The organism is Pseudomonas paralactis (genome assembly GCF_001439735.1).
GTDB classification, from domain to species: Bacteria; Pseudomonadota; Gammaproteobacteria; order Pseudomonadales; family Pseudomonadaceae; genus Aquipseudomonas; species Aquipseudomonas paralactis.
The window spans coordinates 138,388-150,506 of the sequence record NZ_JYLN01000006.1; the positions used below are offsets into that span (position 1 = coordinate 138,388).

General features: G+C 60.4%; 11 protein-coding genes and 1 pseudogene. 8 read left to right on the top strand and 4 right to left on the bottom strand.

Features of this window, described 5'->3' with window-relative positions:
• The first annotated feature begins 162 nt into the window (after positions 1-162).
• Together macA and TX23_RS16835 are read left to right on the top strand one after the other, a co-directional pair.
• Positions 163-1,314: a macrolide transporter subunit MacA gene (macA, locus tag TX23_RS16830; protein WP_057703169.1), complete on the top strand. Its 1,152-nt coding sequence runs from the start codon at positions 163-165 to the stop codon at positions 1,312-1,314.
• A gap of 3 nt (positions 1,315-1,317) precedes the next feature.
• Entirely contained in the window at positions 1,318-3,276 is a 1,959-nt protein-coding gene (locus TX23_RS16835) for a MacB family efflux pump subunit (RefSeq protein WP_057703170.1), read from the top strand.
• Positions 3,277-3,297: 21 nt separating this feature from the next.
• Here the strand turns inward: TX23_RS16835 and TX23_RS16840 are convergent, their stop codons facing one another.
• Positions 3,298-3,969 carry a helix-turn-helix transcriptional regulator gene (locus tag TX23_RS16840; RefSeq protein ID WP_186558953.1) on the bottom strand — a complete coding sequence of 224 codons (672 nt, stop codon included), beginning with the start codon at positions 3,967-3,969 and terminating at the stop codon, positions 3,298-3,300.
• A 228-nt stretch (positions 3,970-4,197) separates the two neighbouring features.
• Complete coding sequence (locus TX23_RS16845; RefSeq protein WP_057703171.1) at positions 4,198-5,442, bottom strand: methionine gamma-lyase; 1,245 nt, start codon at positions 5,440-5,442, stop codon at positions 4,198-4,200.
• 123 nt (positions 5,443-5,565) lie between these two features.
• Between TX23_RS16845 and TX23_RS16850 the strand changes: the two genes are divergently transcribed.
• On the top strand, positions 5,566-6,036 hold the full coding sequence (locus TX23_RS16850; protein WP_057703172.1) for an Lrp/AsnC family transcriptional regulator: 471 nt from the start codon (positions 5,566-5,568) through the stop codon (positions 6,034-6,036).
• A 20-nt stretch (positions 6,037-6,056) separates the two neighbouring features.
• Here TX23_RS16850 and TX23_RS28710 read toward each other — a convergent pair.
• Both TX23_RS28710 and TX23_RS16855 read right to left on the bottom strand, forming a co-directional pair.
• A pseudogene (locus tag TX23_RS28710) lies at positions 6,057-6,143 on the bottom strand (outer membrane lipoprotein carrier protein LolA); the annotation flags it as partial.
• Between the two features lie 17 nt (positions 6,144-6,160).
• A complete protein-coding gene (locus tag TX23_RS16855; protein ID WP_057703173.1) occupies positions 6,161-7,591 on the bottom strand; it encodes an aminotransferase-like domain-containing protein in 1,431 nt (476 codons plus the stop codon).
• A gap of 158 nt (positions 7,592-7,749) precedes the next feature.
• Between TX23_RS16855 and TX23_RS16860 the strand changes: the two genes are divergently transcribed.
• From TX23_RS16860 to TX23_RS16880, 5 genes are all read left to right on the top strand, one after another.
• Entirely contained in the window at positions 7,750-7,932 is a 183-nt protein-coding gene (locus TX23_RS16860) for a rubredoxin (protein WP_057703174.1), read from the top strand.
• A 27-nt stretch (positions 7,933-7,959) separates the two neighbouring features.
• A complete protein-coding gene (locus TX23_RS16865; protein ID WP_057703175.1) occupies positions 7,960-8,829 on the top strand; it encodes a sugar phosphate isomerase/epimerase family protein in 870 nt (289 codons plus the stop codon).
• A 69-nt stretch (positions 8,830-8,898) separates the two neighbouring features.
• The gene (locus tag TX23_RS16870) at positions 8,899-9,531 is read left to right on the top strand and encodes a LysE family translocator (RefSeq protein WP_057703176.1); all 633 of its coding nucleotides are present in this window, start codon (positions 8,899-8,901) and stop codon (positions 9,529-9,531) included.
• Between the two features lie 80 nt (positions 9,532-9,611).
• A complete protein-coding gene (locus TX23_RS16875; RefSeq protein WP_057703177.1) occupies positions 9,612-10,670 on the top strand; it encodes a diguanylate cyclase in 1,059 nt (352 codons plus the stop codon).
• 46 nt (positions 10,671-10,716) lie between these two features.
• Positions 10,717-11,946, top strand: a complete 1,230-nt coding sequence (locus tag TX23_RS16880; RefSeq protein WP_057703178.1) for a M20/M25/M40 family metallo-hydrolase — start codon at positions 10,717-10,719, stop codon at positions 11,944-11,946.
• Positions 11,947-12,119 lie beyond the last annotated feature (173 nt).

Below are 12,119 nucleotides of genomic sequence, written 5' to 3' on the forward strand. Positions count from 1 at the left end.
TCGATCCGATCCAACATCCTGGTCGGCTATCAGGCCGCCATCGGGAGCAAGCCCCCTCCCACATTTTTAAGCTGTGCAAGTCAATGAAACCTCACTCTGCTTTTGCAACCCCATGCCGCCTCTACCCGAATAACGGATCTGTACTCAATCAAGAAGCCACCTATGCAAACGTCTAAATTCCGCAAAATCGGCCTCCTGGCAGTATTGGCCGTCGCAGTCGGCCTGATCATCTACACCGTAAAGGCCCCCGCCGACGCCCCCCAATACCTCATCGCCACCACCGAACGCGGCGATATCGAAAACGCCGTATTGGCCACCGGCCTGCTCGAAGGCGTTAAACAAGTCGACGTCGGCGCCCAAGTCTCCGGCCAGCTCAAATCGCTGAAAGTCAAAGTCGGCGACAAGGTCAAAAAGGGCCAATGGCTGGCCGAAATCGACCCGCTGATCCTGCAGAACACCCTGCGCAAAGCCCAGGTCGACGAAGAAAACCTCCAGGCCCAACGCCGCGCCACCGCCGCGCAGCTCAAGCAGGCCAAGTCAGTGTATGAACGCTACAAGGGCCTGCAGGCCGACGAATCGGTGTCCCGCCAGGATTTCGAAGACGCCGAGTCGAGCTTCCAGGTGCAGCAGGCCAACCTGCTGTCCCTGGACGCGCAAATCAAAAGCGCGCACATCCAGATCGACACCGCCAAGGTCAACCTGGCCTACACCCGCATCAACGCGCCCATCGACGGCGATGTAGTAGGCATCGTCACCCAGGAAGGCCAGACCGTGATCGCCAGCCAGCTCGCACCGGTACTGCTCAAACTGGCGGACCTGGACACCATGACCGTCAAGGCCCAGGTCTCGGAGGCGGATGTGATTCATATCAGCCCCGGCCAGCAGGTGTACTTCACCATCCTCGGCGAGGCGGACAAACGCTATTACGCCAAGCTACGCGGCACTGAACCCGCCCCGCAGAACTTCCTCGAAACCCAGACCGCCGGCACGCCCAAGCAGAACACCGCGGTGTTTTATAACGCGCTGTTCGACGTGCCCAACCCCGACCACCGCCTGCGCATCGCCATGACCGCCCAGGTGCGAATCGTGCTTGATACCGCTGAGGCTACGTTGATGGTGCCGGTGGCGGCGCTGGGGGCGCGCAATGCCGATGGCAGTTACCCGGTTCGGGTGCTGGATGCCAAGGGCAAAGCGGTAGCGCGCAACGTCAAGACCGGCATCAATAACAACGTCAAGGTACAGATCCTTGATGGTCTGGCCGAGGGCGACACGGTGGTGATCGGTGACGCCATTCCTGCTGTGGCAGGGAGCTAAGCCATGACCCAGCCTCTGTTGGAACTCAAGGGCATCACCCGCAGTTTCATGGCCGGCGAGCGTGAATTCATCGCGCTCAAGGGCATCGACCTGACGATTCATGCCGGGGAAATGCTGGCGATCATCGGCGCGTCCGGGTCGGGTAAATCGACCCTGATGAACATTCTCGGTGGCCTGGATTACGCCACCGCCGGCAGCTACAAAATCAATGGCATCGAAACCCGCTCCCTGGGCGATGAGCAACTGGCGGAGCTGCGCCGTGATTACTTCGGCTTTATCTTCCAGCGCTACCATCTGCTTGCTCACCTGAGCGCCTTGCACAACGTGGAAATGCCGGCGATTTATGCCGGTACTCCTGAAAGCCAGCGTCACAGCCGTGCGCGGGAGTTACTCCAGCGGTTGGGCCTGGCGAGTCATGTCACCCACCGGCCCAGCCAGCTGTCCGGCGGGCAGCAGCAGCGCGTGAGTATTGCGCGGGCCTTGATGAACGGCGGCGAAGTGATCCTCGCCGACGAGCCCACCGGCGCCCTCGACACCCACAGCGGCAAGGAGGTGATGCGCATCCTCGCCGAACTGCACGCGGTTGGGCACACGGTCATCATCGTTACCCACGACCCCAAGGTCGCGGCGAATGCCCAGCGCATTGTCGAGGTGTGTGACGGCGAGATCGTCAGCGACAAGGTCAATGACAGCGTCGGCCCGCTGCTGCCCGGCGAAGCACCGATCGAGCCCAGGCGCAGCGGTGCACGGCGCCTGGTAGCGAGCCTGGGGCTGTTCAAGGAAGCCTTCAACATGGCCTGGGTGGCGCTGATTTCGCACCGCATGCGCACCTTGCTGACCATGCTCGGCATCGTCATCGGTATCACCTCGGTGGTGTCGATCTCGGCCATCGGTGAAGGCGCCAAGCGGTATGTGCTCAAGGACATTCAAGCGATCGGCAGCAACACCATCGATATTTTTTCCGGCACCAGTTTCGGCGACAGTCGTGCCTCGGCGATCCAGACGCTGATGCCCTCGGATGTGGACGCGCTGAACCAGCTCTATTACGTCGACAGCGCCACGCCGGTGGTGGGCCGCAACCTGTTGCTGCGCTTTGGCAATATCGATGTGGATGCCCAGGTCAACGGCGTCAGTGACCGCTACTTCAAGGTCAAAAGCCTCAAGCTTGAAGCCGGCATTGCCTTCAGTGAAAGCGATGCACGCCGCCAGGCCCAGGTGGTGGTGATCGACCACAATACCCGCCAGCGCCTGTTCGGGCCGAACATCGACCCCCTGGGCCAGGTGATATTGGTGGGTAACCTGCCGTGCACGGTGATCGGCGTGACGGCGGACAACAAGAACATGTTCGCCGCCAGCAAGGCGCTGAACGTATGGGTGCCGTATGAGACAGCGGCGGGGCGCCTGTTGGGCCAGCGTCATCTGGACAGCATCACCGTGCGCATCAAGGACGGCCAGCCGAGCAAGGTGGTGGAAGACAACGTCAACAAGCTGATGCTGCAGCGTCACGGCACCAAGGACTTCTTCACCAACAACCTCGACAGCATCATGCAAACGGTGCAGAAAACCAGCCGTTCCCTGGCGCTGCTGTTGTCGTTGATTGCGGTGATTTCATTGCTGGTGGGAGGCATTGGCGTGATGAACATCATGCTGGTGTCGGTCACCGAGCGCACCCGCGAGATTGGTATCCGCATGGCGGTGGGGGCGCGCCAGTCGGATATTCGTCAGCAGTTTCTGGTGGAGGCGGTGATGGTGTGTTTGATCGGCGGGATCATCGGGATTTCGTTGTCCTACGCCATCGGCTATCTGTTTTCGCTGTTTGTGAAAGAGTGGGAAATGGTGTTTTCGGTGGGCTCGATCATTACCGCGTTTGCCTGCTCGACGTTGATTGGCATTGTGTTCGGGTTTGTACCAGCGAGGAACGCGGCGCGCCTGGACCCGATCGAGGCGCTGGCCCGGGACTGATCTGTGGAATTTTTGCTTGGCTTACAGGGCAGTGTCAGACTCGGTCGAATACATCCACCGCAACAACGAATGCCGCCCGCTGATGCCCAGCTTGATCGCCGCGCGCTTGAGGTAGCTTTCGATAGTGTTGACCTTCAACGCCAGTTGCTCGGCCAGCTCCGGTGCGGTGCGCCCGGCCAGCAGGCCCACGCACACTTGCAGTTCACGGTTGGATAAAGTCAGCCCCGATTGCACCAGGCGCTCCTGGATGCGTCGGCGCAGGGTTTCGATGCCCTGGTGCTGCGGCACTGCCGGCGGGCTGTCCTGACGGCCAGGCTGGATCGCGGTGATGTGTTTTTCCACCATGGGCAGCAGCAGCGTGGAGAAGTCCTGCAACATGCTGCGCTCTTGGGCGGAAAAACTCTGCGATGGGTGCGAACGGTACACTGACAATACGTAGCGCACATCGTCCTTGCGCCGTGTGAGGTGCAATTGTGCGGCGGGTTGTTCGGCCCCCAGAGCTGCCACCGAGTCGGTGTAGACCGGGCTGATCTTGCGGCGGCTGTGGCCTTCGCTGTTGACCTGCAGCTGGGTGATATGGGTAGCATCCACCGCCAGTTGGGTGAGGATGAGGTCATGCAGCATACGTGGAAAATGGCGGCTGCCGGTGCTGGCGATGACCTTGCCTATATGTGGGAACAGGTGTGAGTTCATCAATTCGTCCATGAGTTTCGCGTGCAGGTATTCGGCGTTACAGCGGCGGGAGTCAACAAGGTAACCGGTATGCACAACCTGCACTGATAATCCTTCCCGCCGCCACCATGCTAGTACAGGCTGGCGAAGGGAGGGGGATCCAATCGACAAAAGTCAGATTAAAAACGCATAACGGTAGTCGGATCCGTCCGACCACCGCCAGAGCAAAAACAACGCCACAGGCGCCCGCTACCTCACCGCAGAGGGCGCCATCGCGGCTTTACGCACCGATGCACGGGCGCACTTGGCCAGGGCTTGATCCACATCCGCCAGCAGGTCGGCGACGTCTTCAAGCCCCACCGACAAACGCACCAGGCCCTCGCTGATACCGTGCTGCGCAAGTTGCTCGGGGGTGTAGGTGGAGTGGGTCATGCTCGCCGGATGTTGCGCCAGTGATTCGGCATCCCCCAGGCTGACCGCACGGGTGAATAGTTGCAGTGCGTTCATAAAGCGTCGGCCGGTCTCGATCCCGCCTTTGAGTTCAAAGGCAATCATGCCGCCGGGCAGCTTCATTTGCCGCGTCGCCAGTTCGTACTGCGGGAAGGAACGCAGCCCTGGGTAGATCACACTCTCCACGGCCGGGTGCACCTGCAAGGCTTCGGCCAGTGCCTGGGCATTGCTGCAATGGCGGTCCATGCGCAGGGCCAGGGTCTTGAGGCCGCGCATCAGCAACGACGCATCCTGGGGCGACATCACGGCACCGGTCAGGTCCTTGAGCCCTTGCAGGCGAATGCGCTGCGCCATTGCCTGGTTGCTCACTGCAATACCTGCGGTGATGTCGCCATGGCCGCTGAGGTATTTGGTGGCCGAGTGCACCACCACATCGGCGCCCAGTTCCAGAGGCCGTTGCAGGTAGGGCGTGCAGTAAGTGTTGTCGACGACTACGGTGACATTCGGCTGTTGATGGGCAAGCCTTGCCACGGCGGCGATGTCGATCAGGCGCAGGTTGGGGTTGGCCGGGGTTTCGCAGTAGATCATGCGGGTCGCCGGGGACAGGGCCGCTTGCAGGGCGGCCAGGTCGGTCAGGTCCACATGCCGCACCTTGATGCCGAATTCGCCGATGCCGTGGTGCAGCAGGGCGAAGGTGCAGCCATACAGGGTCTGGCTGACGATCACCTCGTCGCCCGGGCGCAGCAGCGTCCAGAACGTCGCGGCAATCGCGCCCATGCCGGAGCTGAAGGCCACCGCCGCTTCACCGTTTTCCAGGGTTGCCATGCGTGATTCCAGCAACGCCAGGGTGGGGTTGGAAATGCGCGTGTAGAAGTGGCCGCTGGCTTCGCCGGCAAAGCACGCGGCGCCGTATTCAACTGTGGGAAAGGCGAAGGTGGCCGACAGGTAGATCGGCGGTACGAGGGCGCCGTGGTGGTCCTTGGGGTCATAGCCGTGGTGAATGGCGCGAGTAGAAAAGCCGCAAGTGCTGTGTTTATTGTTCATGTCGGGCACTCCTTATTTCCTACAATGCTATGCTCATAATCACGGACGAACCTTGCAAAAACGCCTGTAAAAACCCGCGTTTGTGGATCAAACACCGATAAAAATAATGATTAGAGGCACGTTATGCCCATCAAGCTGGACCGCACCGACAAAGCCCTTTTAAACGCATTGCAGGCCAACGCCCGCCTGACGGTGGCCGAACTGGCCGAGCGGGTGGCGCTGACGACTTCACCGTGCTGGCGCCGGGTACGCACCCTGGAGGAAAGCGGAGTGATCAGCGGCTACCAGGCGATCCTCTCGCCCAAGGCGCTGGGCTACGGGGTGACCGCGTTTGTCAGCATCATGATGGACAGCCACACCCAGGAAATCGCCCGGGCATTCGAGCAGCGGCTGTTGGAGATTCCTGAAATCGTGGCATGCCATAACGTGTCGGGGCGCTATGACTTTTTGCTGGAAGTGGTGGCCAGGGACCTGGAATCGTTCGGCGAGTTTGCCCGCGAAGTCTTGCAGACCTTGCCCTGCGTCAAGGAAATCTATTCGAGCTTTTCGTACAAGTCGGTGCGGCCGTTGCGGGTGATTCCGTTGCCGGGCTGAAGGACCTCAATGCGCTTCTCCGTAGGAGCGAGCTTGCTCGCGAAAAACCTGAGAGCGCCGCGCTTAGGCTGTGAGCCCGCGTCATCGTTGATGACCTTCGCGGGCAACCCCGCTTCTACAGAGATTAGCGCCGGGCATGGGGGTTGCTCTGCGCCACTCCATGCAACAACAGCGCCTCAAACACCCGCTGCACTCGTGGATCATCACTGTGGGCCACGTTGAATCGCATCGAATCGCGATGGGCCGGGTCGTAGCCGAACAGTGCACCGGGCGCCAGCACCATGCTGCGTTTTAACGCCTCCTGGGCCAGAAGTTCGCCGTTTACCCCCTTCGGCAGGCGTGCCCAGATAAACATCCCGCCTTCAAAGGCCATCGGCAGTTCGCAGCCGCAGCGCTTGAGCCATTGTTCAACGCGCCCTCCGGCCTCCATCAGGCGCTGCACCATGCGCTTGCGATGCTTGGCATAGCTGCCTTCGGTGAGCATACGGTACACGATCTGTTCGAACAGTTCGGAGGTCACGCCGCCGCTCATCAATTTCATATTGGTGAGGTTGGCGGCCAGTTGCGGCGCGGCCACGACGTAGCTGACCCGGGTGTTGGCGCTGAGGATCTTGGAGAACCCTGACAAGTAGGTGACCTGGTCGAGCCCGGCGACGGCAGCCAGGCGCGGGGGAGGGTTGGGGTGCAGGTCGCCATACAGATCATCCTCGACGATATGGCAGTGGTATTGCTGGGTCAGTTGCAGCAGGCGAAACGCCTGGCCGGGGCTGAAGGAATGCCCGGTGGGGTTATGCAAAACGCTGGTGGTCAGGTAAAGGCTGGGGCGGTGTTCGGCCAACAACTGTTCGAGGGCGGCGAAATCGAACCCGTCGGGGCGGCGCTCAATGGTAACGACCTTGACGCCATGCAGCGCCAGGTTGGCGTGAAAGTTGAAATAGCACGGCGCGTCGAGCAACACCGTGTCGCCAGGTCGGGCGAGCAGACGCATCAGCATGTCCAGGCCCTGCACGGTATTGGGCGTGGTGATGATTTGTTCCACGGGCACCGACAAGCCTTCACCGTGCAGTTTCTGTTGCAACGCCTGGCGCAACGGCAATAATCCGGCCGGCGTGCCCAAGCCTGCGATGCGCAGCGACGGCGCACGCACCACGCTGCGCATGGCCTGGCGGATCGCTTCGCCATTGAGCCATTCCTCGGGCAAGTGCCCGCCGCCGGGGCGCAGTTCACCACTGGCGGTGACCAGGGGGCGGCGCAATACGCTGAGCAGGTCCTGGGGCAACAGGTCGACCCAGGTCGCTGTTGCCGGACGGGCGCTGTCCATTGCCACGAAGTAGCCACGGCCCTGGCTGGAGGTGAGCAGATGACGCCCGCGCAGGCGGTCCAGTGCCTCATTAAGGGTGAACTTGCTCACGCCCAGCACCTGGGTCAATTCCCGTACAGACGGCAACTTGCTGCCAGGCGCCCATTCGCCGTTCTCGATGGCCTGGCTGAACGCCTCGACGATCTGCTGAACCTTGGGAGTGCCTTCCACAAAAGCGATGGCGGATACAAACATGACGCGTCCTTGTGTTTGCCGGTGCTTTTACCGGTGAAGTTAGGCCGGATTAGGCATCACTTTACCTGCCTTGTGCAATGCCGCTCCCCTAGACTGCGCGCCATCTCGCCCGGAACTGGCGAAGTTTCCTACACGCAAGCAATGGATTTTGCATTTCCATGAAGACTTATATGTGCGCACCCTGCGGTTTCATGTACGTAGAAGAATTGGGCATTCCGGAAGACGGAATTCCCGCCGGCACCCCTTGGGAAGAGGTGCCTGAACACTGGACATGCCCGGATTGCGGGATGACCAAGGCCGATTTCATGGCCATCGAACTCTCTGAACTGCTAGAAGCCTGACACGCCATCAACGAAAGGAATCGCTCCATGGACAGCAAACTGATCAACGCCACCGTACCGTTCTGTACCGGCGTGGCTCATCAGAAATACCTCGGCGCCGAGAAGGGCCTGCAAACCGCCATCGAAGGTGAGTGCACCCACTGGTATATCGACGGCAGCCTGTTTGGCGAAATGGTCGACGACTGGACCGATGCACGTATCGAAGCCCTGCAAGCGCAAATCGCGCTCACCGGCGCCAAGCCGATCTTCCATGGCAACTTCAAGGCGCCGCTGGGCAGTGATGTGGAAGCCTTCCGCAGCGCTGCCGTGGAGTATGTAAAGAAAGAAATCGATATCGCCAGCCGCCTGGGCGCGCCGTTGATCATCCACGGTGGTTGCATCGTCGAGCCGAAAATGGTGCTGATGGCCAAGAAGGTGGCCCTGGAGCATTACCTCAAGTCCGTGCAGGAACTGGCGCTGTACGCCGAAGCCAAGGGCACGGATATCTATCTGGAAAACCTGTCCAACTACGTCAACTATCGGCCGTTTCATTACATCTTTACCCATGAAGCCGAATACGCCTACGTGTTCGAGCGCCTGCAAGCCCACAGCAACGTGTACTTCTTCCTCGATGCCGGCCACGCCAATATCGAGAACGGTTTGCCGGCAGAAGTGGTGCGCAAGTATCACCACCTGATCAAGGGTATTTCCTTCAGCAACAACAACGGTGTGCAAGACCAGCACTTTGGCATCCATGACGGTAACTGCGATTACGCCGATGTGGTGCAGGCCATCGTCGAGACCAACTGGAAGGGCCTGGTGGCGTTCGAAACCCGTAACCAGACCGCCAAGGCCGCGCTGGCTGACCTGGCGGTGATGTACCGCGAGTCCCTGACGACCGAAATCGCCGTTGCCTGACCGGCCTGGGGCGTGCGCTTGAGGCGCTCGCCCCGTTGCTGTTGTTCTCTTAATTCAAGGTCCCTGGCCATGACAAGTGCGTTAACCCTGTCGTCGTTTCTCTACTTTTTGCTGTTTTGCGCCACCATGACCTTCAGCCCCGGCCCCATGACCCTGTTGTTGCTCAGCCTGGGCCTGAAGGACGGCCTGCGCAGTTCGATCCCGGCGCAGATCGGCGCCAGTGTGTCGTACCTGATTTCCATCCTGATTTTTGCCGTCGGCTTTTCCGAACTGATCAAGGGCAACCTTGCCATTACCCAGACCATCCAGTTTGTCGGTGTGGCCTATATTCTTTACCTGGCCTACAAGCAGTGGACCAGCAGCGGCGTGTCGATCAACAACTCGGGTGCCGTGGAGGGCTCGCGCAGCCTGTTTGGCAAGGGGCTGTTGACCGGGTTTTCCAACCCCAAGACCATCATCATGTTCAGCGCAGTGTTCCCGCAGTTTGCAGGCGCAGGGGAACACAGTTCGGCGGCCGACATCGCCATCCTCGGGGCGACCTTCCTGTTGCTGCAATTTGCCAGCGGGTGCCTGTATTGCTATTTCGGCCAGCGCATCAAGCATGTGCTGGAAAACCCCAAGCGGCGGGTGTTGCTGCAGCGGGTCACCGCAGTGTTGCTGTTGGGCGTTGCATTGATGCTGGCGCGTGGCTTTTCACACTGAAGCATTAGCGTGTAAGCAGTAGTGGCGATTTGACGTTGCCCTGTTAGACTCCAGGCACTCACCCAGGATCGCACCCCACTATGCCAGCCGTCGGAGGAAAGGGACTTCCGCTTGCTTCGCGCCTGTACAAATCCCGTCTTCTGGGGCTGATTCTCGGCTTCATCTGCGTGGTGTTTGCCATGTATCCGCTCAGTCCTGCGCTTTGGGTGTGGGCCTGGATGCTGATCAACGCGTTTGTGTGGCCGCATGTGGCTTTTCAATTGTCTTTGCGTGGAGCCCATACCCTGCGCAGTGAGCGTCGTAACCTGTTGTTCGATTCTTTTTGCGGCGGGTTTTGGGTTGGCGCGATGCACTTCAACCCACTGCCCAGCGTCACCACGCTGTCGATGATGACCATGAACAACGTGGCCATCGGTGGGACGCGCTTTATGTTTGCGGGGTGGGCGGCGCAGGCACTGGGGCTTGGCACGGCGCTGCTGATCGTCGCGCCTGGGTTTATCGCCGTAACCACCCAGGCGCAGTTGTACGCCTGCTTGCCGATTCTGACGCTGTATCCCCTGGCGCTGGGCTGGATTTGCTATCGCCAGGCCGTGACCCTGGCTCGGCACAAACGTGAGCTGCTGGCCCTGAGCCGCACCGACAGCCTGTCCGGTCTGCTTAACCACGGCGCCTGGAAAGACCACCTGGACATCGAGTTTCAACGCTGCCGCCGAAACCAGGCGGGCGCCGCCATCGCGCTGATCGATATCGACCATTTCAAGACCATCAACGACACCTACGGCCATGTGACCGGCGATATTGTCCTGCGCCAATTGAGCAAAGTGCTGCGCCAGAACCTGCGCGCCACAGATCTTGCCGGGCGTTATGGCGGCGATGAGTTCTGCGTGATCCTGCCGGACATGCCCCTCAACCGCGCCACCGAAGTGATGGAGGCGTTGCGCGATCGCTTCAACGCCTTGGCCTATGCCCAGGACCCGGCACTGCGTGTCAGTTTGAGTATCGGTTTGGCGCCGTACCAGCCGACTCACGCCGACTCCATCGGTTGGCTCAACGATGCCGACCAGGCGTTGTACGAAGCCAAGAGCAGCGGGCGCAACCGGGTGAACGCTGTGCAGGAGGGTTGGTTGCGGTCGGTCTAGTGAGATAGGGTGTGGGGAGCCTATTCCAACAAAAAAGGATCGCTCCATGCTCTTCACTTTCCCGCGTACCCTACTGGCCGCCACCCTGGCGTTGTCCTTCGTCATGCCGGCCCACAGCGCCGAACCCCACAAGCAGATCCAGGCGGATGCCGAGCAGTACAAGGCCCAGGCCCTGAAGTTGTTGGAGCGCCTGGTGAATATCGACTCGGGGTCCGGTTACGAGCCGGGCCTGACCCAAGTGCGCGACATCGCCGTGGATGAGTTGAAGCAATTGGGGTTCAGCATCGAACTGGTACCGGACCAGGCGGCCAACAACAGCCATGTGGTTGCCACCCTCAAGGGCACCGGCAAGGCCAGGATCCTGCTGATGGCGCACATGGACACCGTCTTCAAGGAAGGCTCGGCCGCCGAGCGCCCGTTTCATATCAAGGACGGCCGTGCCTATGGCCCCGGCGTGATGGATGACAAGGGCGGCATCGTCGCCGGTATCTACGCGTTGAAAGTCCTCAAGAATCAGGGCTTCAAGGACTACGCACAAATCACTTTCCTGCTCGACGCCAGTGAAGAAACCGGCTCCGAGGCTGCCTCCGAACTGATCCGTAAAACTGCCAAGGGCCACGATGTGACCCTCAACCTGGAACCAGGCCGCCCAGCGGACGGCCTGGTGGTATGGCGCAAAGGCAGCGCCACCGCCGTGGTCGAAGTCAAAGGCAAGGCCGCCCACGCCGGCGTCGCCCCGGAACTGGGACGCAACGCCGCCATGGAAGCCGCGCACCAGATCCTGCAACTGGGCAAGCTCGGTGATGAAGACAAGAAAACCACCATCAACTTCACCGTGCTCAAATCCGGTGACCGTACCAACGTGATCCCCGACCAGGCCACTGCCAAGGCCGACGTACGTGCGGCATTGCCGGAAGAGTTCGATCGAATCGAGAAGGACTTGGCGCGGGTTTCAGCCAACAAATTGATCCCCGAAACTGAAGTGAAAACCAGCCTGCAACGCGGTTTGCCACCAATGCCGCAAACCGCCGAGTCAGATAAGTTGGTGGCGATGGCCCAAGGGATTTATGGCGAACTGGGACGCAAGTTGACCATCGAAGGCAGCGGCGGCGCCGCAGATGCCAGCTTGTCGGCCGGGGTAGGGACGCCGACGTTGGATGGGTTTGGGATTGTGGGGGGCAATATCCACACGGCGGAGGAATATGCCGAGGTGGAGAGCGTGGTGCCACGGGTTTATTTGTTGAGTCGGATGATTATGGAGTTGTCCAAGCGCTGATCAGCACCACGGATTGCAGCACTGAGGCGGTTCAAATGTGGGAGGGCCGCCATCACCCTTTGTAGGAGCGAGCTTGCTCGCGAAAAACGTCAACGAGAACGCCTGTTTCCTGAATAAACGTGGCGTCTATGCGTTTCTCGCGAGCAAGCTCGCTCCTACAAAAGCCTGGCATT